Here is a 24,043-nt window from a genome sequence, read left to right on the forward strand (position 1 = left end):
TCCTAGTCTGCGGACCCCTCCGCCAGTCCGGCCGTCCACTTCTCCTCGATGCGGCCCGTCTTCCACACCAGCAGGGCGATCACCCAGGTGGCGAAGAACAGGCCGACGATGACGAAGCCGACCGTGTTGAGGTCGAGGCCCGCGATCCAGTCCCAGAACACGCCGTGCAGGTCCAGCTCGTCGGCGAGCAGGCCGAGGAGTTCGACCGTGCCGATGATGAGGGCGACGGCCACGGACAGGCCGGTGATGGTGAGGTTGTAGTAGACCTTGCGGACCGGCTTGGAGAAGGCCCAGCCGTAGGCGAAGTTCATGAACGAGCCGTCGACGGTGTCCAGCAGGGACATGCCGGCCGCGAACAGTACGGGCAGGCACAGGATCGCGTACCAGGGCAGTCCGGAGGCGGCGCCCGAACCGGCGAGGACCAGCAGGGCGATCTCCGTCGCGGTGTCGAAGCCGAGGCCGAACAGCAGGCCCAGCGGGTACATCTGCCACGGCTTGGTGATGGATCCCGTGACCCGGCCGAGGAGGCGGTTCATGAAGCCGCGGTTGTTCAGGTGCGTCTCCAGGGCGGCCTCGTCGAAGTCGCCGGAGCGCATCCGGCGGAACACCTTCCAGATGCCGGCCAGGATGACGAGGTTGATCCCGGCGATGAGGTAGAGGAAGGTGCCGGAGACGGTCGTACCGATCAGGCCGGTGACCTCGTGCAGGTGCGAGTTGTCGTCGCGGACGGGTCCGGCCAGGGTCTTCATGCCGAGGGAGAGCAGCAGGGCGAGCCCGAAGACGATGCTGGAGTGGCCCAGGGAGAACCAGAAGCCGACCGACAACGGCCGCTGCCCCTCGCCCATCAGTTTGCGGGTGGTGTTGTCGATCGCCGCGATGTGGTCGGCGTCGAAGGCGTGCCGCATGCCGAGGGTGTACGCGGTCACGCCGATGCCGATGCCGAAGGGTTCGGCACCGACACTGAAGTGCCGCGGCGCGACGATCCCGGCCAGTGTGCCCCAGCCGATCACATGCAGGGCGAGGACGAAGGCGGCCATCCCGCCGACCCTGGTCCACTCCTGCCGCGTCATGGAGCCGCGGACGCGGTGCCAGGCCGAGCGCTGGGCGCAGGCCCGGGCGGGGAGGGATGGAGCGGGACCAGGGGCGGCCGTCATCGGGAGGGTGTTTCCTTCGGTGGTGGTGCGGGTACAGCTGCGCTGCACAGCCTTGTGCCATCCTCCTGTACTTGCAACTTATGTGCAGTAAAGGCCGTGGCAGGCCTTCCCCATAAGGAGGGAAAGGCCGCGGCCGAGAGAGCGGGTCAGGCGGACAGCAGGCCCCGGCCCAGCCAGTCCTTCGTGTCCCGGACACCGGGCAGGGCGAAGAAGTAGCCGCCGCCCGTCGGGGAGATGTAGTCGACCAGGGGCTCGTCGATCAGCCGGGTCTGCACGGCCTCGAACTGGCGCTTGACGTCCTGCTGGTAGCAGCAGAAGACCAGGCCCATGTCGAGGTTGCCGACCTTGTCCACGCCCCGGTCGTAGTTGAAGCCCCGGCGCAGGATGCGGGAGCTGTCGGTCTGCGGCTTGCGCGGGTTGGCGAGGCGGATGTGGGCGTCGAGCGGGATCGCGGTGCCGTGCGGGTCCTTGGTGTAGTCGGGGACGTCGGTCTCCTTGGCGCCGTCGAGCGGGGCGCCGGTGTCCTTGCGGCGGCCGAACATCTTCTCCTGCTCGGTCAGCGAGACCCGGTCCCAGAACTCCACGAGCATCCGGATGATCCGGATCACCTGGTAGCTGCCGCCCTTGGTCCAGTCCGGCTCGCCCTGTCCGTCGCCGACCCAGATCAGCCGGCCGGTCTCACGGGCCGAGGTGACGTCGGGATTGGCGATGCCGTCCTTGAAGCCGAGCAGGTTGCGCTGGGCGCCGGTGGGACGCGGGGCGTTCTGGAAGCCGTCGATGCGCCACTTGATCTGCATGGCGCCCCGGGTGTGCCGGGCGATGTCGCGCAGCGCGTGCAGCAGGGTGTCCTGGCTGCCCGCGCACAGCTGGAGGGAGAGGTCGCCGTGGCACTCGGCCGCGTTCAGGTTGTCGTTGGGGAAGGTCCGCATCGGGGTCAGCCGGGCGGGCCTGGCCTTGGCGAGGCCGTAGCGGTCGTCGAAGAGGGAGGCACCGACTCCGACGGTGACGGTCAGGGAGTCCGCGGGGACCTCGGGGCCGAGGATGCCGCTGTCGGAGGGCGGCGCGCCGACGCCGAGGTCGGTGGGGGCACCGCCGGAGGTGAGGAAGCGGGCCCGCTCGGTGATGGTCCGCAGCAGGTCGGCAAGGCCCTTGCGGTCCTCGGCGATGACGTCGAGGGAGACGAAGGTGGCGGCGGCCGGTGCCGGGGTGACGATCCCGGCCTGGTGGGCGCCGTGGAAGGGGACCTTCGCGCCGCTGTCCGTGCCCGTACCCTGCGCCTGGGCGGTGCCGCCGCTCTCGCCGAGCGCGAAGCCGCCGCCGGCCAGGACCGCTCCGGCGGCTCCGGCGCCCAGCGCGGTCCGCACGAAGGAGCGGCGGGCCGGGCAGGCGGGGGTGTCGGCAGAGGACATCGGAGGATTCCCTTCGGGGTGCTCGGTGATCATCAGGCGGACTTCCGGATCTCGAGGAGGTCCGGGACGGGGGCGAGGTCTTCCAGCAGCTGTCCGGTGGCACCGTTGATGCTCTGCCGGTCGGTGGCGGCGAGCCGGTCGACCGGGGTCCAGCTGCTGCCGTGGTGGGCCGCGTCGAGCAGTTTCTGGAGCCGGGCGATGTCCGCGTCGACCGTCGGGTGCAGCTTGGGCGCGCGGCCGGCCAGCAGGGGCTGGAGGACGGTGAGCAGCTCGCGGGTGCCGGCGAGGTTGGCGTCGGCGGTGGCGAGGCCCGTGCCGCTGCCCTGGTCGGTGTCGCCGGTCAGCTCGAACTGGAGGGTGTTCTCCAGGATCTCGTGGGCGCGCAGCGGCAGGTCGCCGGGGTCGAAGTCCTGGGTCGGGAACGCCTTGTCCAGACCGGCGGCCGCGTCGGCGAGCTGCTGGGCGGGAGCGCGCAGGTCGTCGGCCGACTCGCCGTGCCACAGGCCGTGCTCAAGGCGCAGGAAGCCGCTGAAGTCCTTGTCCTGTACGCCGTCCGGCAGTCCGTCGGGCCGCCCGTTGATCTTCTGGTCGAAGTCCTCGAAGGTGCCGTAGGCGGCGCCGAGGGAGGCGTAGGTGCGGTGGGCGGTCAGCCAGTCGGTGCGGGCCCGGTCGAGATGGTCGCCCTCGATGTCGTGATCGAGGGTCTTGGTCTGGGTGACGAGCGTGGCCAGGCCCTGCTCGACATACGTCTTGTACGCCTTCAGGGGTGCGGCGAGGTCCTGTGCGGAGACGGGGACGACCGGCTTGGCCGCTCCGCCGCCGCTGACCCGCACCGCCGTGGAAGTGACGGCCTTGCCGTCGGTGGGGACGCAGCGCCAGGCGTAGGTGCCGCCCGCGACCGTGGCGACCAGGTCGCGGGTGGTGCCGGGGGCCAGGCCCTCGATCTCTCCGTAGACCGCGCTGGTGGCCGGGTCGATCAGGTACACCTCGGAGGTCTTGCTGCCCGTGTTGTGCATCTGGAAGGTCTGCCGGCCGGGCTTGGGGGCGGTGAAGCCCTTGCCGCACTCGGTCTCGGACACGGCGACGGTCTGGTCGCCCGCGGGCTTGGGACGGGCGAAGGCGACGACCAGTGCGGCGATCAGGGCGGGTACGGCGACCACGGCGGCCGGGATCACCCATACGGGCCGGCGGCGCGGCGGCCGGGCTGCCTTCGGCTCGGGCGCGGGCCGGTCGGCGGCCGGCTCGGGGGTGGTGGTGCGGACCCCGCGGACGAACAGGGTCATGACCACGGCGAGGTAGACGACGTAGGCCGTGACCTGCAGCCAGGTCATGGTCGGGGTCAGGTTGAAGACGCCCTGGACCAGCGTGCTGTACCAGGAGCCGGCGTCCACGCTGCCGGACAGGTCGACCGCGTAGGCGGTCCCGCCGGGCAGCACCCCGCCTTCCTGGAGGTCGCGCAGGCCGTAGCCGAGGACACCGGCCGCGATGACGATGAGGACGGCGCCGGTGGCGGTGAAGAACCTGGTCAGGTTGATCTTCAGGACCCGGCGGTACAGGCCCCAGCACAGGCCGGCCGCGAGGACCAGGCCGATGGCGGCACCGGTCAGCGGGCCGGCCGACTCGCCGGCCGCCCGGGCCGTGGTCCACAGGAACAGGGCGGTCTCCAGGCCCTCGCGGCCCACCGCGAGGAAGGAGGTGAGGATCAGCATCCCGGAGCCCATCGCGAGCGCGCCGGTCACCTTCTCCTTCAGCTCACCGGAGAGACTGCGGGCCGAGCGGCGCATCCAGAACACCATCGCGGTGACGAACGCGACGGCGATCACGCTGAGGGTGCCGCCGAAGGCCTCCTGGGCGGTCGCGGACAGGGACGCGGCGGTGAAGGTGAGGACCGCGCCGAAGCTCATGGCCACGGCAATCGCGGCCAGGACGCCCGTCCACACCTGCGGCAGCCGGGAGCGGGCCCCGGCCCGCACGAGTGTGGCGACGAGGATGGAGACGATGAGTCCGGCTTCGAGCCCCTCCCTCAGTCCGATCAGGAAACTCGGAAACGCGTCGTCCCACATGCCCTGCGGCCCTCCCACTTAGTGAAGGCATGCCTTACCTTCGCGGACCATCATGACTACAGAGATGTAGTCAGTCAGTCATAAAGCGGCAATGGAGAGGCAAAGCCCGGGAACGATGCACACCCTCCGGTCGTCTACAGTTCAGTCGACGGTCTACAAATGTGTAGTCGTCAGTAGCCGGAGAAAGGTGGGTGTGCGGCGATGGCCCATCCCTCAGACCTGTCGTCGCAGCTCGCGGTCAACGTGCTCGACGCCCACTCACTGCTGGCCGCCTTCGGCGTGCTGGGAGTCGGTGTGGTGCTGTTCGCCGAGACGGGCCTGTTGATCGGCTTCTTCCTGCCCGGTGACTCGCTGCTGTTCACAGCGGGGCTGCTGTGCACCGGCGCGTCCGACCGGGGTGTGCATCTCTCGCTCGGGCCGCTGCTGGCAGCGGCGGCCGTCGGCGCGCTGGCGGGCTCGCAGTGCGGGTATCTGCTGGGCCGCAAGGCGGGCGGGGCGCTGCTGGCACGCAGCCGGTCGGCCCGGCTGCACGAGGGCGCCGAGCGTGCCGAGGAACTGCTGGAGCGCTACGGGCACGCGAAGGCGATCATGCTGGCCCGCTTCGTGCCGGTGGTGCGGACGGTGCTGAACCCGATGGCGGGCGCGCTCGGCGTCCCGGCCCGGACGTTCACCCTCTGGCAGGTGACGGGCGGGCTCGTGTGGAGCCTCGGCCTCACCCTCGCCGGATACGCGCTGGGCTCCTCGATCCCGAACGTCGACAAGTATCTGCTGCCGCTGATCGCGCTGATCGTCCTCGTGTCCCTCATCCCGCTCGCCGCCGAGGTGCTGCGCTCCCGCAAGGCCGCCAAGGAGGCCCGCGGATGATCCTCGCGCTCACCGGCTCGTCGGTCGACGGTCCGCTGTACCGGGACGTGGTGGACCTCGCCCACCGCTCCCCCGCCTGGCTGGACGGCGTCGTCGCGGCATGGTCGGCGTACGGTCTGGCCGTGTTCGCGCTGCTCATGGTCGTGGGCTGGTGGCGGGCCCGGAAGGTCGACGCCCCGGCGGGTATGACGGCCCTGGCCGTTCCGGTGGCCGTGCTCGTGGCGTTCGGCGCGGACTCCGGGCTGAAGCTGCTGGTGCGGGAGAACCGGCCCTGCCACAGCCTGCCCTTCTCTACCCTGGAAGCGTGTCCGGGACCGGGCGACTGGTCGTTCCCCAGCAATCACACCGCGATAGCGGCAGCGGCCGCCGTCGCGCTCTTCTTCGTCTCCCGCACACTGGGAGTCCTCGCCTCGGGGTGCGCCGTGGCCATGGCGGCCTCCCGGGTCTGGGTGGGCGTCCACTATCCGCACGACGTCCTCGCCGGTGCCTTCGTCGGAGGCCTGGTCGCCTTCCTCGTGATGACCGTGCTGCGACACCGGCCGCGAGGGCTCGCCGGGCGGCTGGCCGCGACCAGGCTGCGTCCGCTGCTGATGTCATGAACCGCAAGGGCATCGCGGAACTGGCGGGCAGTGCCGCACTCGGCGCCTGGGCGGCGTTCGGCGTGCTGGCGTTGTTCGTCTCCGGCAAGGACGGCTCCCCGAGGTTCCTGGACCACGACCTGCTGACCTGGTCCGTCGGCCACCGCCCGGAGATGGCGGTGGCCGTGGCCCGCGGGCTGACCGCCACCGGCACCGGAGTCGTCCCGTATGCGCTGGTCGTCCTCGCCGGACTGCTCGCGGGCCGCACCCGGCGCCGACGGCTGGTCGGAGCCCTGCTCGCCGCCGCCACCCTCGCCACCGGCCAGGCCGTACGGTACGGCGTCATGGAGCTGGTCGCCCGGGCCCGGCCGCCGTACGCCGACTGGCAGACGCACGCCTCCGGCTGGTCGTTCCCGTCGGGGCACACCACCACGGCGGCCCTGACGGCAGGCCTGGTGATCCTTGCGCTGTGCCTGCGCGCCCCGCACGGCCACGTCCCGCTGTGCCTGGCGGTGGCCTGCTGGGGGGCGGGGGTGGGCCTGACCCGGGTCTTCCTCGGCGTGCACTGGTTCACCGATGTGCTCGGCGGCTGGCTGTTCGCCGTCGGCTGGCTCGGCCTGTGGGTGTGCGCGGCGGCCTGGTGGCTGCCCCTGCGCCTGATACCCGGTACCGGCGAGCCGGACCCCCCGCCCACCACCGACACGGCCGGTGTGCCGTTGGAGAAGAATGCGCCCCAAGATCCTGATCGTCGAGGACGATCACGCCCTGCGTGATGTCCTGCGGCGCGGTCTGCACGACGAGGACTTCGACACGGTGTCCGCCGCCGACGGCGCCACCGCCCTCAGGCTCGCCACCCCCGACGTGGCCGCCGCCGTACTGGACGTCGGCCTGCCGGACGCGGACGGCCGGGACGTGTGCCAGGCGATGCGCGCCAACGGCTTCCTCGGGCCGGTCGTCTTCCTGACCGCCCGGCACGGGCTGACGGACCGGCTGTCGGGCTTCTCGGCCGGCGGCGACGACTATCTGCCCAAGCCGTTCCACCTGGCCGAGCTGGCCGCCCGGCTGCGGGCCGCCCTCAGACGGGCCGCTCCCCCGCCATCGGCCGGAGCCGTCGGCGGGCTCGTGCTGGACGCCGTCCGCCACAGCGTCACCGTGGACGGCACCCGCATAGAGCTGACGCCGACCGAGTTCCGGCTGCTGGCGGCGCTCACGGCGGCCGGCGGCGACCTGGTGCGCCGCCGCGAGCTGGTCCGGGCGGGCTGGCCGGAGGGCGCTCAGGTCAGCGAGAACACGCTGGACCAGTACCTGACCCGGTTGCGGCGCAAGCTGCGCGCGGCGGGCAGCGAGCTGACCATCGGCACGGCGCGCGGGATCGGCCACCGGCTCGCATGAGGCTCCCCGCCGCCACGGTCTTCTCCTCCCCCACGGCCTTCGCCGCCCGGCTCGCACCGCGCACCCTGCGCGGCCGGCTCTCGCTGGTCGCGCTGACCACGGCCGCGCTGCTGATGGTGATCCTCACGGTGGTCTTCAACACCGTGGTCCGCCACCGTCTCCAGCGGGAGGCGGACGACGAACTGCGTACCCGGGCGGCGGCCGTGGCCACCACCGTCGACACGCGCGGCGGACGGGTGCGGGTCCTGGAGACCGTCAACGACCGGCTCCTGGACACCAACGTGTGGATCTACGACGGCACCCGGCTGCTCGAACAGCCGACGTCCGCTCCCCGGGCGGACACCCTCACCCGCGCCGCCGGCACCCTCGCCGCCGCGGGCAGGCGCGGCTGCGCCACCGTCGGCGGCCACGACCCCGTCCGCCTGTGCGCCGAGCCGGTGCCCGGGCGCGGGACGGCGGCCACGATCGTCACCGCCCTGGACCTGTCGCCGTACCGGAGTTCGGCCGAGACCATGCTGCTGGGTTCGTTCGCCCTGGACGCGGTGATGCTCGCCTGCACCTACGCCCTGACGCGCCTGGCCGTCGGCCGGGCGCTGCGGCCGGTGCGCACGATGACGGACCAGGCGACCCAGTGGAGCGCCGTGGCCTCCGACGAGCGCTTCGGCGCCCGGGGGCGGCCCGCCGAACTGGCCGCGCTCGGCATCTCGCTGGACGCGCTGCTCGACCGGATCCGGGCGGTGCTGCGGCACGAGCGGCAGCTGACCGGCGAGCTGTCCCACGAACTGCGCACTCCGTTGAGCCGCATCGTCGCCGAACTGGACTGGTGGCGCTCGCGTCCCCGCACCGAGGCCGAGACCCGGGCGACCCACGAGGTCATCGCCGAGGCCGCCCGCTCGATGCGCACCATCTGCGACACGCTCCTGGACGAGGCCCGCGACGGCGTGCCCACGGCGCCCGGCACCACCGAGGTCCTGCCCGTCCTGCACCGTGTGGTGGCATCGCTGGACGCCCCCGGCCCGGTGCAGGTCTCGGTCACCGGCGACGGGACGCCCCTGCGGGCGGGCGTGCAGAGCGCGCTGCTGGAGCGGATCGTCAGCCCGCTGCTCGCCAACGCCCTGCGCCACGCCCGTACGCGGGTCGGACTCACCGCCCGCCGGACGCCCGACGGGCTGTGCGTGGAGGTCACGGACGACGGGCCGGGCGTACCCGAGTCGTTCACGCACCTGCTCTTCCAGCCCGGCAAGCGCGCCGATCCCGGGGACGGACACGGCGGAGCGGGCCTCGGGCTGCCGCTCGCGCGGCGCCTGGCCCGCTCCGCCGGAGGCGAGGTGTCGCACGATGCCCGGTACGCCCCCGGGGCCCGGTTCGTGGTCACGCTGCCCGCCGGATGACCGCCGTCAGACGGTCTGCCGTACGGCTCGCGCCTCGGTGGCGTCCTTGCGGGTGACCGACAGGAAGACGACCAGGCCGAGGATGACGGCGAGGAACAGCACGCTGGTCACCACGGTGCCCAGGCCCAGGCCGCCGTCGCCGGTGGGCTGGGAGAGGTAGTCGCCGACGGAGGCGCCGAGCGGGCGGGTGAGGACGTAGGCGATCCAGAAGCTCCACACCGCGTTCAGGCCGAGCGCGAACCGGGCGACGGCGACCGCGGCGATGGCCGCCGCGAACAGCACGGCGGACACCCAGTAGCCGAGGTCCATCTTCTCCGCGACCAGATCGCCGGCCGAGGTGCCGAGGGCGAAGGTGAACAGGACGGCCAGCCAGTAGAACGCCTCGCGCCGGCCGGTGTCGATGTGGTGGATCGACAGGGTGCGCTCGGTGCGGTACCAGGCGGCGAAGACGACGGCCAGGGCGATCCCGAAGACGGTGGTGGTGGTCTCCAGCGCCACGCCCATGTTGTCGGTGAGGTTGTCGCTGACCAGGGTGCCGACGACGCTGATCAGGGCGACGGCGAGCCAGTACACGCCGGGGCGGTAGGCCCTGGTGCGGAACTGCACCACGAGCACGACCGCGAGCAGCGCGCTCATCAGCAGCGACACACCGGTCAGGCCGAGGCCGGCCTTCTCGTTCAGCAGGTCGGCGGCGGTCTCGCCGACCGTCGTGCACAGCACCTTGATCACCCAGAAGTAGACGGTGACTTCGGGCACCTTGTTCCAGCGCGGCCGAAGGCCGGGGGCGGTGGTGCCGGTGGCGGCCACCGTGGTCCGAGAGGTCTCTGATGTCATGGGACCCGACGGTGCCAGCGGAGACCTGAACGCATCCTGAGTGCACGAGTGGGGGGTCAGGGCGTGGCGTGCGGGCCGTCCGGGCGGCCGCTGCGCTGCCGGACCGTCTCGCGGCTGAGTTCCTCCGTCTCCGTCTCGGCCAGCCGCTCGAAGCCGTTCTCGGTGATGACCGAGACGACGGGGAAGATACGGCGGTTCAGGTCGGGGCCGCCGGTCGCCGAGTCGTCGTCGGCGGCGTCGTACAGCGCCTGGAGCGCGGCCAGGGCGGCGTCCCGGCGGGTCAGGCCCGGCCGGTACAGCTTCTTCAGCGCGCCGCGGGCGTACGGGGAGCCGGAGCCCTCGACGTGGAAGTCCCGCTTCTCGTACAGGCCTCCGGCCGCGTCGAAGCCGAAGATGCGTCCGCGCCCGCCCTGGGCCGCGGTGGCGTCGTAGCCGGCGAGCAGCGGTACGACGGCCAGGCCCTGCATGGCCTGGGCGAGGTTCTGCCGGATCATGGCCGCGAGGCGGGTCGCCTTGGCGGCCAGGGTCATCGGTATGCCCTCGATCTTCTCGAAGTGCGTCAGCTCGACCTGGTAGAGCCGCACCATGTCGAGTGCGAGGCCGACGGTCCCGGCGAAGGCGACGGCCGTCAGGTCGTCGGCGGGGTGCACCTTCTCCAGGTCGCGCTGGGCGATGAGGTTGCCCATGGTGGCCCGGCGGTCGCCGGCGATCAGCACGCCGTCGCGGAAGGTGAGGGCGAGCACCGTGGTGCCGTGCGGGAACCGGCCGGGCGCGGCGCGGACGCCGTCCGGGAACGGTGGTGCGGTGGGCAGGAGCGCGGGGCGGTGCGCGGTCAGGAACTCGGTGAAGGACGAGGTCCCCGGCGTGAAGAACTCCCCGGCCGGCCGCCCCGCGCTGACATGCTCCGTCATTCCGGTCCCCCTGTCCGTGTCGCCCGGCAACACCCGTCTCCTACCTGGAACGGACGTCCGGGAAACGCCGTCCTGGGCGTCCGGGGAACTCCGTCCGGCTCACAGCGCCTTGCGCCGTACCAGCATCGCCAGCACCAGCAGGCCCGGCAGCAGCGGCAGCCACACGGTCAGCAGCCGGTAGCCGAGCACGGCGGAGGCCGCCGTCGCGGCGGGGGCGCCGGAGGCGGTCAGCGCGAGGGCGAGCGCGGCGTCCAGGGAGCCGAGGCCGCCCGGGGTGGGCAGCAGGGCGGCCGCGCTGCTGGCGGCGAGATAGAGCAGGGCCACCTGCTGCGGCGCCAGGGGCAGTTCGACGGCCTGGCCGACGGCGATGAGCACCAGGGCGTGCAGGGCGGCGAAGGCCAGCGAACCGCCCCACAGGGCGGCCGCGCGGGCCGGGCACGCGTGCACGGCGCGGATGTCGTTCGGCACACCCGCGAGCGCGCGGCGGCAGCGCGGGCGCAGCGGACCGGCCAGGAGCGCGGCGAGCACGAAGGCGGTGGCGAGGACGGCGGCGACCGCGGCCGGGGAGATGTGCGGGGCGCGCAGCAGGCCCGGGCAGAGCGGGGCGAGCACCACGATCAGCGCGAGGCGGACCACGGCGCCGGCGGTGGCCTTGACGGCGAGCGCGCCGGCCGAGCGGCCCGCCGGCAGCCCGCAGCGCATCAGGAAGCGCAGGTTCACCGCGCCTGCACCGAGCCCGGCGGGGAGCAGGTGGTTGGCGGCACAGGCGGCGAACTGCGCGGCGAGCAGCCGCGTTCCGGGCAGCCGCCGGGCGACCGCGCCCTGCTGGGCGAGCGCCGAGGCCGCCCAGGTGCCCGCGGCCGCGGCCGCGCCGACCAGCAGCCATCCCTGGTCGGCGACGGCCAGCCGCAGCGCCCCGGTCTCCACCACCGGCCAGTGCCGTCGGGCCAGGTAGGCCGCGCCCAGCAGGACGGCGAAGCAGATCAGGGTGGGCCAGTAGGCCGGTCGGCGGCCGACGCTCACCTCCGCAGCAGCGGCCATGAGCGGGCCGGCGGCGGGGGGCGGGGCGTCATGGGCCGCCTCCGGTGCGGCGTGCTGGGTCATCGACCGCCTCCCCCGCGTCTGTCGCGGCGCCAGGTCATGAACCGGCCTCCGGTACGGCGTAGTAGAGGCGCAGGTCGTCGAGCGGCACGGACGGCCAGTGGCGGGCGTACCCGGGCGGCCGGGAGCCCGGGGGCACCAGGGTGGCCACCGGGGTGTGGCGCGCGGTGCGGGCGATGGCCTGTTCCGTGCTGTTGGCGTTGTGCCCGCTCGTCGCCGCCGAGGAACAGCCGGCGTAGAACGCCACCGGGATGGCCTCATGCCCGGTGAGCAGACAGGGCGGGCGGACACCGAGCCGGTGCAGCGCTGCGCTGGTGCGGGACCAGGTGCGGTGGGCGGCGGTGGTGCGGTCCACGATGCCCACCAGGACGGCTGTCTGCACCGCGAGGTGCGCGGCGAGCCCGAGGGCCACGAGCGTCAGGGCCGCCGGCCGCCAGGCCCAGGCCCGCGCCGGCGCGGTCACCAGCTGCACCAGCGCGGCGGCGACGGGAATCGCCGCCAGGGCGTAGGCGGGCAGCAGGAAGCGGGGCGCCGCGTAGTCGATCATGAACAGGTAGGGGAAGGCGACCGTCGCCCCGCACGCGAGCGGGAGCAGGGTGGGCGCCGTACGCCGGGCGTGGACCGCCACCAGCAGGCCGAGCAGCGCGACCAGGGGCAGCACGAACCACCAGACGGTGACCACCGCAGGGGGCAGCGCGCCCGTGCACGGGCGGCACAGGGCCCGCCCGCCGAGGCTGCGCAGTTGGTCGACGACGGCGACGTGGAAGCCGAGGCCGCCCTGGATCGCCGAGCCGTCGGCGAGGCGCTGGGCGAGACCGCCGTAGCTGACGTACGCCTCGACCACCCATTCGAGCGCGCCGGCGGCGAGACCCGCGAGCAGGACGAGCAGGGGCCGCCAGTGGCGACGCGCCAGGCCGAGGGCGAGCAGCGGCAGGGCCGCCCAGACGGCGTCCATGGGCCGCATCCACGCCATCAGCGCACCGCTCGCGGCCAGACCCCACAGCGCGGCGCGGTCCGCGCGGTCGGCCCGGGCGCGCAGGAAGCAGGCGACCGCGGCCAGGGCGCCGACGGCCACCCAGTAGTTGGGCATCGCCTGGGGGCCGTAAAACAGGGTCACCCACAGGGAAGCGAACAGGGCGCCGGCGAGGGCGAGGACGCGGACCGGGAACAGTCCCCGCCACGCCCGCAGGGCCAGGAACAGGGCGAGGCCGGAGAGGACGGCGAGGTAGACGCGCAGCAGCGCAGTGGAGGACGACCAGGAGGCGACGGGTGCGACGAGCAGTGAGACACCCCTCGCGCGGGGTGCGCTGAAGAAGGCGGCGGGAGCGTGTCCGCTGACCTGGCTGACGTACACGGTCTCGTCCCAGCCGAGACCCATGCCGGGCCGTACGAGGAGGAGTTGGGCCAGGGTGAACGCCGCCGCGACGGCCGCGAGGGGCCGGGCGGAGCGCGCCCGGCCGGTGCGGGCGGGCACCCCGCGCGAGCGCTCGCGCGGGACCGCCTCGGCCGTGGCGCGCGGGTTGCCTGCCATCATCACCCCTCTGCCCCTACAGCTTGTAGGGCCCATATCACCCTACAGCCCGTAGGAGAGGGCGCGAGCCGGGGAAAACAGGGCCAAACTAACGCGTATCGCGGTCGTCCGCCGGGGCAGGTAGGCCATCCGGCCCACGCCCCTACGCGCTGTAAGGTTGGGCCATGGCTGGCACAGGGTCCCGCGGCAGGGTGGAGCGGCGCAGCGCCGGGGCGCTGGAGAGCGAGGTGCTGGCCACCCTCTGGGCCACCGACCGGCCGCTGACCCCGGCGGAGATCCAGGCCGAGATCGACGGCGGCCTCGCCTACAACACGGTGCACACCATCCTCAAGCGCCTGTTCGACAAGGGGCTGGTGCTGCGTGACGCCGACGGGCGGCGCGGCGCGTACCGGCCGGCGAAGAACGCGGCGGAGCTGACCGCAGAGGCGATGCACGAAGCCCTCGACCGCGGCCCTGACCCGATCGCGGCGCTCCAGCAGTTCGTGACCGGCCTGAGCCCCGAGGAGGAGCGGGCGCTGCGCGAACTGCTCGCCGGAGGCGGCGCATGAGGTTCGACGTGTACACCTCACTGCTGTTGTCGCTGCTGCTGTCCTTCGTCGCCCCGGTGATCGTGGGCCGGGTGGCCCCGGCGCTCGCCGCGCGCGTGCTGACGTCGGCGGCCGTGGTGACCGCGGCGGCCACGACCTGGTCGCTGGTCCTGCTGGTGGCGGCGCTCCTCGGGGACGCGCCGCCGGTGGTCCGGGAGGCCCGCGAGGACGGGCACCGGCTGGTGGATCCGGTGCCGGAGGTGATCGGCGTCGCCGCGGGTGTGGCGCTGGCCGTCGTCGTGTGGCGGGTGCACCGGGCGGTGCACGCCGAGCGGTGCACGCGGCGGGCGCTGAGGCGGCTGTGCGCGGGGCAGCCCGCGGACACGGAGTTGATCGTCGCCGCCTCCGACGTGCCGCAGGCGTTCGCGATTCCGGGCCGGCCGGGCCGGATCCTGGTCACCTCCGCGATGCTGAGCGCGCTGGAGCCGGGCGAGCGGCGGGTGCTGCTCGCCCACGAGCGCGCGCATCTGGCGCACCGGCACGGGCCGCTGGTGACGGCGGCCACGCTCGCCGCGGCGGCCAACCCGCTGCTCGCACCGGTCCGTTCGGCCGTGGTCTTCCTCGTGGAGCGCTGGGCGGACGAGCAGGCGGCGGCCGCCGTCGGGGACCGGCGGGCCACCGCCCGTGCCCTGGCCCGTGCCGCGCTCACCGCCGGCCGGGCCCGCTCGGCGTGCGCCCTGAACTTCACCGACCGTGCCGTCACCCGCCGGATCGCGGCGCTCCAGGCGAGCCCGCCGCCGCACCTGTGGTCCGCGGCGGCGGCCGTCCTCACCCTGGGCATGCTTCCGGCGCTGCTCGCCGCGGACGCGACGGGCGACCTGCTCGGTCTGCTGTCCGGGGTGCTGACCTGACGCTCGGCCGGAGTCCGGGGCCCGGTGCCCGGGCCGCTCGGGGGGGCACGGAGTGAACGGCGGCCTCGCCGGTGCCCACCGTCAGCGGCTCCCGCGCGAACACCGACTCGCTCCGGGCGAGGACGTGGAGGCCCGGATCCGTCTCGCGCACGGTCCACGGCTCGACCGGGTACGACCGGTGGTGATCACCGCTTGCCTCCCAGCTCGGCGAGGTCCCTGACGACGACGCTCGCGCCGTGCGCGTACAGGGCATCGCTCTGGCCGGCGCGGTCGACGCCGACGACGTATCCGAAGCCGCCCGCACGGCCCGCGTCCATGCCGGCCAGCGCGTCCTCGAAGACGGCCGCCTGCGCCGCCTCGACGCCCAGGTCGCGGGCGGCGGCCAGGAAGGTGTCGGGGTGCGGCTTGCCCGGCAGGTGCCGCTCGGCGGCGACCACGCCGTCGATCCGCACGTCGAAGAAGTGCTCGGCGCCGACGGCGCGCAGCATGTCCCGGCAGTTGGCGCTGGAGGAGACGATCGCGGTGCGCAGGCCGTGTGCGCGCACGGCCTCCAGATAGCGCAGGGTGTCGTCGTAGGCCTCCACACCGCCGGTGCGGATCCTCTCCAGGAGCAGGCCGTTCTTGCGGTTGCCGAGGCCGTGGACGGTGCGGGCGTCCGGCGGGTCGCCGGGGGTGCCCTCGGGCAGGTGGATGCCGCGCGAGGCGAGGAAGGCGCGGACGCCGTCGGCGCGCGGGCGTCCGTCGACGTACTCGTCGTAGTCGGCGACCTGGTCGAACGGCCGCCCTCGCGCACCCTCGTAGGCGTACAGGAACGCGTCGAACGTCTCCTTCCAGGCAGCCGCGTGCACGACGGCCGTCTTGGTGACGACCCCGTCGAGGTCGAAGAGACAGGCCAGGATGGTGTCGGGCAGACCGAGCTCAGTCATACCCGGCACTGTGCCCCCACCGGGCGGCCTGCCCTGGGTGGCGCGCGTCATACGGTGCGCGGACTTCGGGTGACACACTCTGCTGTGTGCCGCTGACCTTCGACGACCTCCTCACCCGTGCCCGCGCCCTCACCCGGGGCGGACGGCGCGCGATCCTCGGTATCGCGGGCAGCCCCGGCGCGGGCAAGTCCACGCTCGCCGAGCACCTGGTGCACGCCCTGAACGCCGACGGCCCGCCCTGGGTGGCGCACGTGCCCATGGACGGTTTCCATCTGGCCGACGCCGAGCTGGACCGGCTGGGCCGGCGGGAGCGCAAGGGAGCGCCGGACACCTTCGACGCGGCCGGGTACGCGGCGCTGCTGCACAGGCTGCGTGAGGAGACCGACGAGGTGGTGTACGCGCCCGGGTTCGAGCGGGTGCTGGAACAGCCCCTTGCGGGCGCGATCCCGGTGCCGTCGGCCGCCCGGCTGGTGGTGACCGAGGGCAACTACCTTCTTCTGGCGGAGGGTTCGTGGGCGCGGGTGTGGCCGTGCCTGGACGAGGTGTGGTTCTGTGAGACGGACGAGCAGGAGCGCATCCGGCGGCTGGTCGCCCGGCACGAGGAGTTCGGCAAGGACCACGAGGCGGCCGTGGCCTGGGTGCTGGGGACGGACCAGCGCAACGCCGACCTGATCGCCGCGACGCGGGAGCGGGCGGACCTGGTGCTGCCGCCCGGCGCGCTGCCCGCGCTCAGGCCCTCAACGTAAGAACAGGTTCACCGACGGCGTCGCCCGCCGGATCCCCGAGCACGGCGGTGAACGCCTCGGTGCGCACGGTCAGGTCCCGCTCATCGCTGTCGAAGGACGGCGCGAAGGGGCCGCCGGGGCCGTACCGTACGGCGAACACGTGCAGCCCCTGCGGGGCGCCCGGCGCCGGGTCCGCCTCCAGCGCGGTGGAGCTGACCAGATGGCGCCAGCCCTCGTCGGGGTTGCCGTAGCCGCGCGGATCGGCGGCGAGCGCGAACGCCGCCTGCTGCTGGGTGAGTTCGGCGCGCGCGTCGAAGTGGTCGGGGCTCCCTTCCACGGGATGGGTGAGGCGCAGCCCGCCCGCGGAGGCGACCTCGCCCTCGGCGACACGGCGCACCCGGTCGCCGTCGTCGGCCGCGTACGGCAGCCCGGACAGCAGGTAGGGCGCCCCCTCGAGCCGTTCGACGGCGACCGTCACCCACAGGCCGGTGCCGTCGGTGACGTACAACGACCGTACGTGCCGCAGCACATGGTCGCGGCCGACGACCGGCTTGGTGACCAGCTTGGCAGCGAGCCCGTCGGCGCGGATGTCCCGGACGCGCACCTCGCCCATGGGGCGGCACAGCAGGAAGCCGTCCGTGACCGGACCGAACCCGTGCTGGCGGCGTACGGCCGCGGGCAGGTAGTAGGTGCCCGCGGCTTCGACGAGCGAGGGAGTCATCCGGCTGTCGAAGGCGACGGAGACCGTGCCGGAGCGCAGTTGGTGGCGGGCGGGGGCGGCCGAAGGGGTGCGGTGCCAGCGGGTGGGGTCCTGGATCTGCCAGACCAGCATGAAGGCGAAGTGCCCGTCGATCAGGCCGTCACGCCGGACCGCGTGCCGGCCCCAGCGGGTGTCGCCCCGGTAACGGCCCAGGTCGGCGCCGATGCGCGCGCTGAAGTAGCGCAGGCCCAGGACGGATTCGAACCCGGAGTGCTGTTCGCTGTAGCGGGGGCCGCCGTTGTCGAAGCCGCCGCTGGTCAGGCGGGCGTCGATGTAGCGGGCGAGCGCGGCGCCGTCCTCGGCGAACACCTCCGCGCCGCTGACCCGGTGGGCCTGGGCGAGGAAGGACAGGGAGATCGGGCCGTAGTTGTTGTCGTACGCCCCGCCGTGCTCGGGCGGCAGCAGGGCACCCCGGTCGCGGACCCGGTGGGCGCGGATCTCGTCGGCGTACAGGGCGAGCGCGCGGGCGCGGACCGGCTCTCCTTCTTCTGCGGGGAGATGGCGGGCCAGCATCAGGCCGCCGACCACACAGCCGATGGCCTGGTTGCCCGCCTCCTGCGGGTTGAAGAAGGCCGCCTCGGTCAGCCAGCGCCAGTAGCCCTGCGCCACCTGCGTGAGCGCGGTGCGCTGGTCGTCGCCCAGGAGGCCGTCGGCCGCATCGAGGACGTTGACCGCCTGGAGGAGCGCCCACACCGTGCTCGGCCAGTCACCGACGGGGTGCGCGCCCGCTTCGAGCACGTAACGGGCGTACGGCAGGCCGGAGCCGGTGCTGCGGAGGTTGGGGTAACCGGGGTTGTCCTCGGTGTAGACGCGCTCGCGCAGATGGAAGGCGAGGCTGCGGCGCACGGCCTCGGGCAGGCGCGGGTCCTTGCCGCGCTGCCAGGCGAGGGCGAGCAGGGAGGTGATGCCGAGGGAGGTGTCGCCGATGTCGTCGCCGGCGTCGGGATGTTCCAGGTTGCCTTCGGGCGTGAGGCGGGCCAGGGCCTGCTCGGTGACGTCGGCGAGGACGGCGTCGTACGCCTGCTCGGTGTCCGGGAGGTCGTGCAGCGGGCCGCGCTGGTGAGGGAGATGCACGAGTGGATCAGCCCTTCATTCCTGAGGTCGCCATGCCTTCGACCAGCCTCTTCTGGAAGAAGAGGAAGCAGATGAGCGTGGGCGCAAGCGCGATGGTCGACATGGCGAACATTGCACCGTAGGAGGAGCCGCTCGTCTGGTCCAGGAAGAGGGTCAGCCCGAGGGGGACCGTGAACTTGTCGTTCTGCTGAAGGTAGACGAGCTGGTGCAGGAAGTCGTCGTACGTCCAGATGAAGGTGAAGATCGTGGTGGTGATCAGGGCCGGCTTCATCAGCGGCAGGATGATCTTCCAGTAGATCTGCAGGGGGTTGGCGCCGTCCATCATGGCCGCCTGGTCCAGCTCGCGTGGGATGGAGCGGATGAACTGGACCATCAGGAAGATGAAGAAGGCGTCCACCGCGAGGAACTTCGGCACGATCAGCGGCAGGTACGTGTTGATCCACGTCAGGTTGTAGAAGATCGTGTACTGCGGGATCAGGACGGCCTGCGTGGGCAGCATCAGCGTGCCGAGCATCAGGCCGAACCAGATCTTCTTGCCGCGGAACTCGAGGCGCGCGAAGGCGAAGGCGGCCAGCGAGCAGGAGATCACGTTCCCGATCACCGCGCCGATCGTGACGATCAGCGAATTGGTGATGTAGAGCGAGAAGGAGTTGCCGGAGCCGCTCCAGCCCTTGGAGTAGTTCTCCGGCTGGAGCTTGTTCGGGATCAGCCCCGGGTGGGTGAAGATCTCGGTGTCGGGCTTGAGCGAGCTGCTGAGCATCCACAGCAGCGGGTACAGCATGACGATCGCCACGCCGATCAGCAGCGTGTGGACGAGGATGCGGCGGGAGCCGGTGAGCGAGCGGAGCTTGTTCAGCGGCGACGCGTTCGGGGTGAAGGCGGACATGGGACGGAGGCTCCTCGCTCAGTCGTCGTAGTGGACCCAGTAGCGGCTGGCGACGAAGTTGACCGCCGTGAAGCCGGCGATGACCAGGAACAGCACCCAGGCCAGCGCCGAGGCGTACCCCATCTGCAGGTCGGTGAAGCCCTTCTTGTACAGGTAGAGGGAGTACAGCATGGTCGAGTTGAGCGGTCCGCCGGTGCCGTTGCTGATCACGAAGGCGGGTGTGAACGTCTTGAACGCGTCGATGATCTGCAGGACCAGGTTGAAGAAGACGATCGGGGTGAGCAGCGGCAGGGTGATCCGGAAGAACCGGGTGACGGGCCGGGCGCCGTCGATCGCGGCCGCCTCGTACACATCCTTCGGCAGCTGCTTGAGACCTGCGAGGAAGATGACCATCGGGGTGCCGAACTGCCAGACGGCCAGCAGGACGAGCGTGTAGAGCGCGGAGTCGGGGCTGGAGATCCAGTCCTGGCCCTTGATGCCGAACCAGCCGAGGAAGTCGTTGAACAGGCCGTCGCCGCCGAAGACCTGGCGCCACACGATGGCGATGGCCACCGCTCCGCCCAGCAGCGAGGGCAGATAGAAGGCGGCCCGGTACAGGCCGATGCCCTTGAGGTCCCGGTTGAGCAGCATCGCCACGCCGAGCGCGAGCGCCAGCTTCAGCGGGACGGAGACGACGACGTACAGGAGGGTCGCGTGCACCGAGTCCCAGAAGACCGGGTCGTCGGTGAACATGCGCGAGTAGTTCTCGGTGCCGACCCACTTGGCGGGCGAGAGCAGGTCGAAGTCCGTGAAGGACAGGTACAGCGAGTCCAGCATCGGGTAGATCGTCAGACCGAACAGGCCGACGAACCAGGGGGCCAGGAAGAGATACGGCCACCAGCCCCCGCCGCGCCGTCTCGCGGCGCGCCGGCGCATCCGTTCGCGCTCGCGCCGGTCGGCGGGGGTCGCCGGGGCCGCAGGCCCCTGACCCGCGACCTCGTCGCTCTTGGCGGTGGTCATGCTCATCTTCTCCCTGGCCCTCTCCCGGTACTGAAGCTGTGCTGCGACGGGCGGCTAGCCCGCGAGGACGGACTGCGCCTGGTCGAAGAACTCGCTCAGCTGCGCCTTGATGGACTTCTTGCCGAAGGCGACGGCCAGGTTGGACTGGAAGAGCAGGTCCCAGATCTGGTCGGCGCCCTTGGGCGGGGGCACGGGCGCGGGCAGCGCGTTGCCGGCCTTGCCGACCCGCTGGGAGATGTAGTCGGCGTTCGCCATGTTCAGCTTGTCGGTCTCGGCCAGCCCGGCGGAGATCAGCGATCGGGCCTTCTCCGTCGGCGGGATGCCGCGGAACAGCTGCATGTCCTTGATGGCGGTGGCGTCCTGCGCGAAGAAGTCCATGATCTTCACCGAGTCGGCGACCTGCTTGCTGGCCTTGGTGGCGCTCAGCAGCACACCGCCGTTGACGAAGTTGCCCTCACGGGCGCCGGACCAGTCGCCTTGCGGGGTGGGCAGGAAGTCCAGCTGGGCGTCGGTGATGGCGCCCCCGGCGCCGTAGACGCCGGAGTCGAAGGTGAACAGGGCCTTGCCGATGACGACCGCGTTCTTGGTGAGGTCGTTGTGCGCGGCGGAGGTGATCGCCGGCGGCGGGGAGGCGTGGTCCTTGCGCATACCGGCCCAGAACTCCCACCACTCCTGGAGGGTGTCGGCGGTGAAGCCGAGCTTCTTGCCGTCGTCGGAGAAGAACGGCTGCCCCTTCTCACGGGCGAAGATCTCGAAGCACTGGAGGGTGGAGCCGCCGCCGTCGTCGACGCCGTAACTCTTGCCGCCGCTCTTCTTGTAGACGTCGGTGGCGATCTTCTTCAGGTCGCTCCAGCTCCACTCGCGGTCGGGCAGCTTCAGGCCGAGCCTCTCCAGGCCGGAGCGGTTGACGGTGAGCTGGTTGACGCCGATGCCGGACGGGACGCCGTACAGCTTGCCGTCGACGGTGCCGGCGGCGAGGAGCGTCTTGGAGAAGCCGGTGAGGTCGAGGGACTTGCCGACGTAGGAGTCGAGCGGGGCGAGGATGCCCTTGCGCGCGTACTGGGCGACCAGTGCGGTGTCCATCTGGAGCAGGTCGGGGGCGCTGCCGCCGGCGACCTGGGTGTTGAACCGGTCGAAGTAGCCGTCGTAGCCCGAGTAACGGGTCTCAATCTTGATCTTCGGGTTCTTCTTCCCGAAGGTCGCGAGGGCCTTCTTGTACGCGGCGTGGCGCTCGTCGCTGCCCCACCAGGTCATGGTCAGCTTGCCGCTGTCGCTGCCCGCGCCGGTGCCGCCGGCACAGGCGGCCAGTGTGGAGCCGAGCGTGCCGGCGACGGCCAGCCCGCTCGCGGTGCGGAAGAGGGTTCTGCGCGAGAACTGGTGACCCACCGGGTCCTCCCTGGAGATGCGTGACGGATTTCCCGGCCGGTCGCTGCGGCACGGGTGCATGTGATCGGGGTGCGCCTTCCGGGGGTGCGGCCTCGCCCGGCCGCGCCGCCTGTGCGGGGGGGTACGATCCCCGGCCGGCCCGGCCGGTGCCCCACGAGCACGCCCTCGTGCGGTTGCCGTAGTCTGCGTACGGCCCGGATCGCTCGCCCCAAGCCGGTGTCCCGACCGGCTTAGAAAGCGCTTGTCCGGACATTGGCAGAACGAGTCCGAAGCCGTCAATCCTTCATTCGCGCCGCCTCGGTCACGGTTTGGACTCCTCGGGCGACCGCGAGCCGGGAAGCGCCCACGACGGTGCCCAGATCTCCGACCGTGCTGCTGACCACCTCGGTGGGCCAGCTCAGGCGCGCCAGTTCGGCCCGCACACCGGGCAGGAGCTGCGGGTCCGCGCCGGTGCTGCCGCCCAGCACGATCAGCCCCGGATCCAGTACGGCGGCCACGGCGGCGGCGAGCCGGCCCACGTCGGCGGCATGGCGGGCGACGAGGGCGCGGGCCGTGGGCAGTCCCTGACCGGCGAGGGCGAAGAGCCGCTCGGTGGTGGTCGGGCACGGGCCGTCCACGCCCTGCCAGACCTCGGCGGCCCGCCGCAGCAAGGAGTGTGCGCCGATGTACTCCTCCAGGGCCTCCAGACGCGGTTCACGGCCCTGGTCCCAGGGGTAGGGCAGCCGGGCCAGCTCGCCGGCGGCGCCGTTGGCTCCCCGCAGCACCTGGCCGCCGATGACGATGCCGAGGCCGACACCCACGCCGGTGCGCAGATAGCCGAAGGTGCGGCGGCCGCGGGCGGCGCCCTCGTGGAGCTCGGCGAGCGCCGCGCAGTTGACGTTGTTCTCCAGGTGGACGGGAACACCCGGCGGCAGCGCGACGGCCATGGCGTCGAAGACGGGGCCGGCCTTGGCGGTCGCCGGACGCATGCCGGGGCCCTCCCCCTCCCGCGCGGTGACGTCGCCGACGGCGACGACGATGGCGCGCAGCGGGGCCGAGGCGGGGAGCACCTTCAGGGCCTCGCGCAGGGCGTCGGCCGCATCCGCCCGGGAGCCGGTGGCCTCCGCGAGCAGGGTGCCGTCCAGGGCGCAGCCCCGCACCCGGGTGAGGGCGGGGCCGAGGTCGACGGCGAGCACGGCCCCGGCGTCCGGCCCGAGCCGGTAGACGGCGGCGGTGCGGCCGGTGCCGCTGGAGGCCGTGCCGGAGTGGGCGGCGAGCCCCGCGGTCTCGAGTTCGGCCACGGCGCCGGAGACGGTCGGCTTCGAAAGGCCCGCATCGGCAGCGAGCCGGGGGCGGGTGGCAGAGCCGGCCGCGGCCAGCACGGCGAACACCGCGCGGGCGCTCTCGCTCAGGTTCATGGTCTCCCCTAGGTTCGGGCCGCAGGGATCTGCTTCGCATGGGTGGTGCGAGGCATCGGCAGTCAGCGCCTCTTGACGCACCCTACTTCGTTAGTTAATTTCCTAACGAACTTCACGGTACTCGCCTGCCGTGCTCCGCCAGAGGCCCGTCCCGGGGCTTCGCTACCGCTCCGGCTCCTGTTCCTCCGACACGGATCGCCCGCCGTCGCCGCACAGCACACCGACGAAAGAGGTTCCGTGCAGGACTCCATGCCCGTGGTGGTCGGCATCGACGTGGGTGGCACCAAGACGCATCTGCGCGCCCTCGCCCAGGACGCCTTGGTCGCCGACCACGTCCGCACGAGCAGTGGCTGGCGGCCGCACGACCCCGTGGCCGCCGCCGACTGGCTGGCCGGGCTGGTCGCCGAAGCCCTGCCCGCAGGGACGCGCGTGTCAGCCCTGGCCGTGGGCGGGCACGCCTGTGAGACCCCTCGCCAGTGCGAGCGGATACGCGCCGCCCTGCAACGGCACTTCGACGCGCCCGCGCTGGTCGTGGGCGACGCCGAACTCCTCGTACCGGCCGCAGGGCTGGACCAGGGCGTCGGCCTGGTCGCGGGCACCGGGTCGGTGGCAGTGGGCCGCTCGGCCGACGGCACGCCGGTGCAGGTCGGCGGCTGGGGCGCGGTCCTCGGGGACGAGGGCGGCGCGGCCGGGCTGGTCCGGGAGGCCGCGCGGGCCTGCTGGTCCGCCCATGACCGCGGTGCGCAGCCCGACGCGCTGGCCGCCGGGCTGCTCGACGCGTTCGGCGTGCCCGAAGTGCCCGCGCTCGGCGCGGCGTTGGAGCGTGCCACGGACGTCTCCGCCGAGTGGGGACGGCATGCCCCGGTCCTCTTCTCGGCCGCCGAGGCGGGTTCCCGGCTCGCCCGCGAGGTGATAGCCGCCGGGGGCCACTCGCTCGCCGCGCTGGTCGTCCGGCTCGCCGACCGCGGTGTCGCCGTCGACGACGTGGTGGTCGCGGGCAGCACCGTCCTCACCCAGCCGCTGCTGTACGACGCCTTCGCCGCCGCGCTCGCCGACGCCCTGCCCGGAGCCCGGCCGGAGCCGCTGCGGGTGCCGCCCGTCAACGGGGCAATGGCGCTGGCGTGTTCGATCGTGTGAACCGCGCGTCCCGCGTTCACCTCCCGAACACCCACAGGTCGCCGACGTCTCCCCGGCGGGACACACCCCGGCTCTAGATATTCACTC

General features: G+C 72.7%; 22 protein-coding genes. 9 read left to right on the forward strand and 13 right to left on the reverse strand.

Annotated features, from left to right (window positions below; translation table 11 throughout):
- Positions 1-2: 2 nt before the first annotated feature.
- From nicT to efeU, 3 genes are all read right to left on the reverse strand, one after another.
- Positions 3-1,154 carry a Nickel transporter NicT gene (nicT, locus tag AQI88_RS08945; RefSeq protein ID WP_208615740.1) on the reverse strand — a complete coding sequence of 384 codons (1,152 nt, stop codon included), beginning with the start codon at positions 1,152-1,154 and terminating at the stop codon, positions 3-5.
- Between the two features lie 146 nt (positions 1,155-1,300).
- A complete protein-coding gene (gene efeB / locus AQI88_RS08950; protein WP_066995064.1) occupies positions 1,301-2,563 on the reverse strand; it encodes an iron uptake transporter deferrochelatase/peroxidase subunit in 1,263 nt (420 codons plus the stop codon).
- A 32-nt stretch (positions 2,564-2,595) separates the two neighbouring features.
- Complete coding sequence (gene efeU / locus AQI88_RS08955; RefSeq protein ID WP_066994656.1) at positions 2,596-4,626, reverse strand: iron uptake transporter permease EfeU; 2,031 nt, start codon at positions 4,624-4,626, stop codon at positions 2,596-2,598.
- A gap of 201 nt (positions 4,627-4,827) precedes the next feature.
- Here efeU and AQI88_RS08960 point away from each other — a divergent pair, with 201 nt between their 5' ends.
- The 5 genes from AQI88_RS08960 to AQI88_RS08980 are packed head-to-tail and all read left to right on the forward strand — an operon-like array spanning position 4,828 to position 8,851.
- On the forward strand, positions 4,828-5,490 hold the full coding sequence (locus tag AQI88_RS08960; protein WP_066994659.1) for a DedA family protein: 663 nt from the start codon (positions 4,828-4,830) through the stop codon (positions 5,488-5,490).
- A complete protein-coding gene (locus AQI88_RS08965; RefSeq protein ID WP_066994662.1) occupies positions 5,487-6,089 on the forward strand; it encodes a phosphatase PAP2 family protein in 603 nt (200 codons plus the stop codon). Before AQI88_RS08960 ends, AQI88_RS08965 begins: the two co-directional genes overlap by 4 nt.
- Positions 6,086-6,841, forward strand: a complete 756-nt coding sequence (locus tag AQI88_RS08970; protein WP_066995067.1) for a phosphatase PAP2 family protein — start codon at positions 6,086-6,088, stop codon at positions 6,839-6,841. The genes AQI88_RS08965 and AQI88_RS08970 overlap by 4 nt, the downstream gene beginning before the upstream one ends.
- The gene (locus AQI88_RS08975) at positions 6,795-7,460 is read left to right on the forward strand and encodes a response regulator transcription factor (RefSeq protein ID WP_066994664.1); all 666 of its coding nucleotides are present in this window, start codon (positions 6,795-6,797) and stop codon (positions 7,458-7,460) included. The genes AQI88_RS08970 and AQI88_RS08975 overlap by 47 nt, the downstream gene beginning before the upstream one ends.
- Positions 7,457-8,851, forward strand: coding sequence for a sensor histidine kinase (locus AQI88_RS08980; protein ID WP_066994667.1), 1,395 nt, complete (start codon positions 7,457-7,459; stop codon positions 8,849-8,851). Before AQI88_RS08975 ends, AQI88_RS08980 begins: the two co-directional genes overlap by 4 nt.
- 6 nt (positions 8,852-8,857) lie before the next feature.
- On the opposite strand, the gene AQI88_RS08985 is transcribed toward AQI88_RS08980, so the two are convergent.
- From AQI88_RS08985 to AQI88_RS09000, 4 genes are all read right to left on the reverse strand, one after another.
- A complete protein-coding gene (locus AQI88_RS08985; protein WP_066994670.1) occupies positions 8,858-9,685 on the reverse strand; it encodes a COG4705 family protein in 828 nt (275 codons plus the stop codon).
- 56 nt (positions 9,686-9,741) lie between these two features.
- Positions 9,742-10,596 carry a proteasome subunit beta gene (gene prcB / locus AQI88_RS08990; protein WP_066994673.1) on the reverse strand — a complete coding sequence of 285 codons (855 nt, stop codon included), beginning with the start codon at positions 10,594-10,596 and terminating at the stop codon, positions 9,742-9,744.
- A 99-nt stretch (positions 10,597-10,695) separates the two neighbouring features.
- Entirely contained in the window at positions 10,696-11,637 is a 942-nt protein-coding gene (locus tag AQI88_RS08995; RefSeq protein WP_066995070.1) for a lysylphosphatidylglycerol synthase domain-containing protein, read from the reverse strand.
- A gap of 97 nt (positions 11,638-11,734) precedes the next feature.
- On the reverse strand, positions 11,735-13,228 hold the full coding sequence (locus AQI88_RS09000) for a hypothetical protein (protein ID WP_079057489.1): 1,494 nt from the start codon (positions 13,226-13,228) through the stop codon (positions 11,735-11,737).
- A gap of 164 nt (positions 13,229-13,392) precedes the next feature.
- Here AQI88_RS09000 and AQI88_RS09005 point away from each other — a divergent pair, with 164 nt between their 5' ends.
- Positions 13,393-13,776: a BlaI/MecI/CopY family transcriptional regulator gene (locus AQI88_RS09005; protein WP_079057471.1), complete on the forward strand. Its 384-nt coding sequence runs from the start codon at positions 13,393-13,395 to the stop codon at positions 13,774-13,776.
- The gene (locus AQI88_RS09010; RefSeq protein ID WP_066994676.1) at positions 13,773-14,666 is read left to right on the forward strand and encodes a M48 family metalloprotease; all 894 of its coding nucleotides are present in this window, start codon (positions 13,773-13,775) and stop codon (positions 14,664-14,666) included. The genes AQI88_RS09005 and AQI88_RS09010 overlap by 4 nt, the downstream gene beginning before the upstream one ends.
- A 185-nt stretch (positions 14,667-14,851) precedes the next feature.
- Here AQI88_RS09010 and AQI88_RS09015 read toward each other — a convergent pair whose 3' ends face one another.
- The gene (locus AQI88_RS09015; RefSeq protein ID WP_066994679.1) at positions 14,852-15,592 is read right to left on the reverse strand and encodes an HAD family hydrolase; all 741 of its coding nucleotides are present in this window, start codon (positions 15,590-15,592) and stop codon (positions 14,852-14,854) included.
- A gap of 86 nt (positions 15,593-15,678) precedes the next feature.
- Here AQI88_RS09015 and AQI88_RS09020 point away from each other — a divergent pair, with 86 nt between their 5' ends.
- Positions 15,679-16,338 carry a nucleoside/nucleotide kinase family protein gene (locus AQI88_RS09020; RefSeq protein WP_066994682.1) on the forward strand — a complete coding sequence of 220 codons (660 nt, stop codon included), beginning with the start codon at positions 15,679-15,681 and terminating at the stop codon, positions 16,336-16,338.
- Here the strand turns inward: AQI88_RS09020 and AQI88_RS09025 are convergent.
- The 5 genes from AQI88_RS09025 to AQI88_RS09045 form a co-directional block, all read right to left on the reverse strand.
- Positions 16,322-18,151, reverse strand: coding sequence for a hypothetical protein (locus AQI88_RS09025; protein WP_066994685.1), 1,830 nt, complete (start codon positions 18,149-18,151; stop codon positions 16,322-16,324). The two genes, AQI88_RS09020 and AQI88_RS09025, sit on opposite strands and share 17 nt — an antisense overlap.
- Positions 18,152-18,158: 7 nt before the next feature.
- Positions 18,159-19,037 (reverse strand): carbohydrate ABC transporter permease, encoded by an 879-nt coding sequence (locus tag AQI88_RS09030; protein WP_066994687.1) that lies wholly within the window; start codon positions 19,035-19,037, stop codon positions 18,159-18,161.
- Positions 19,038-19,055: 18 nt separating this feature from the next.
- Positions 19,056-20,036, reverse strand: coding sequence for a carbohydrate ABC transporter permease (locus AQI88_RS09035; RefSeq protein WP_066994690.1), 981 nt, complete (start codon positions 20,034-20,036; stop codon positions 19,056-19,058).
- Positions 20,037-20,090: 54 nt separating this feature from the next.
- Positions 20,091-21,422 (reverse strand): ABC transporter substrate-binding protein, encoded by a 1,332-nt coding sequence (locus AQI88_RS09040; RefSeq protein WP_066994693.1) that lies wholly within the window; start codon positions 21,420-21,422, stop codon positions 20,091-20,093.
- Between the two features lie 275 nt (positions 21,423-21,697).
- The gene (locus AQI88_RS09045; RefSeq protein ID WP_066994696.1) at positions 21,698-22,819 is read right to left on the reverse strand and encodes an ROK family transcriptional regulator; all 1,122 of its coding nucleotides are present in this window, start codon (positions 22,817-22,819) and stop codon (positions 21,698-21,700) included.
- A 237-nt stretch (positions 22,820-23,056) separates the two neighbouring features.
- Between AQI88_RS09045 and AQI88_RS09050 the strand changes: the two genes are divergently transcribed.
- The gene (locus tag AQI88_RS09050) at positions 23,057-23,956 is read left to right on the forward strand and encodes an N-acetylglucosamine kinase (RefSeq protein WP_066994699.1); all 900 of its coding nucleotides are present in this window, start codon (positions 23,057-23,059) and stop codon (positions 23,954-23,956) included.
- Positions 23,957-24,043: the final 87 nt, after the last annotated feature.

The sequence above is a fragment of the Streptomyces cellostaticus genome (genome assembly GCF_001513965.1).
Lineage (GTDB): Bacteria > Actinomycetota > Actinomycetes > Streptomycetales > Streptomycetaceae > Streptomyces > Streptomyces cellostaticus.

Coding starts and splice junctions, on each gene's coding strand:
- nicT (WP_208615740.1), bottom strand. CDS start 1,154: ATGACGGCCGCCCCTGGTCCCGCTCCATCCCTCCCCGCCCGGGCCTGC.
- efeB (WP_066995064.1), bottom strand. CDS start 2,563: ATGTCCTCTGCCGACACCCCCGCCTGCCCGGCCCGCCGCTCCTTCGTG.
- efeU (WP_066994656.1), bottom strand. CDS start 4,626: ATGTGGGACGACGCGTTTCCGAGTTTCCTGATCGGACTGAGGGAGGGG.
- AQI88_RS08960 (WP_066994659.1), top strand. CDS start 4,828: ATGGCCCATCCCTCAGACCTGTCGTCGCAGCTCGCGGTCAACGTGCTC.
- AQI88_RS08965 (WP_066994662.1), top strand. CDS start 5,487: ATGATCCTCGCGCTCACCGGCTCGTCGGTCGACGGTCCGCTGTACCGG.
- AQI88_RS08970 (WP_066995067.1), top strand. CDS start 6,086: ATGAACCGCAAGGGCATCGCGGAACTGGCGGGCAGTGCCGCACTCGGC.
- AQI88_RS08975 (WP_066994664.1), top strand. CDS start 6,795: ATGCGCCCCAAGATCCTGATCGTCGAGGACGATCACGCCCTGCGTGAT.
- AQI88_RS08980 (WP_066994667.1), top strand. CDS start 7,457: ATGAGGCTCCCCGCCGCCACGGTCTTCTCCTCCCCCACGGCCTTCGCC.
- AQI88_RS08985 (WP_066994670.1), bottom strand. CDS start 9,685: ATGACATCAGAGACCTCTCGGACCACGGTGGCCGCCACCGGCACCACC.
- prcB (WP_066994673.1), bottom strand. CDS start 10,596: ATGACGGAGCATGTCAGCGCGGGGCGGCCGGCCGGGGAGTTCTTCACG.
- AQI88_RS08995 (WP_066995070.1), bottom strand. CDS start 11,637: ATGGCCGCTGCTGCGGAGGTGAGCGTCGGCCGCCGACCGGCCTACTGG.
- AQI88_RS09000 (WP_079057489.1), bottom strand. CDS start 13,228: ATGGCAGGCAACCCGCGCGCCACGGCCGAGGCGGTCCCGCGCGAGCGC.
- AQI88_RS09005 (WP_079057471.1), top strand. CDS start 13,393: ATGGCTGGCACAGGGTCCCGCGGCAGGGTGGAGCGGCGCAGCGCCGGG.
- AQI88_RS09010 (WP_066994676.1), top strand. CDS start 13,773: ATGAGGTTCGACGTGTACACCTCACTGCTGTTGTCGCTGCTGCTGTCC.
- AQI88_RS09015 (WP_066994679.1), bottom strand. CDS start 15,592: ATGACTGAGCTCGGTCTGCCCGACACCATCCTGGCCTGTCTCTTCGAC.
- AQI88_RS09030 (WP_066994687.1), bottom strand. CDS start 19,037: ATGTCCGCCTTCACCCCGAACGCGTCGCCGCTGAACAAGCTCCGCTCG.
- AQI88_RS09035 (WP_066994690.1), bottom strand. CDS start 20,036: ATGACCACCGCCAAGAGCGACGAGGTCGCGGGTCAGGGGCCTGCGGCC.
- AQI88_RS09045 (WP_066994696.1), bottom strand. CDS start 22,819: ATGAACCTGAGCGAGAGCGCCCGCGCGGTGTTCGCCGTGCTGGCCGCG.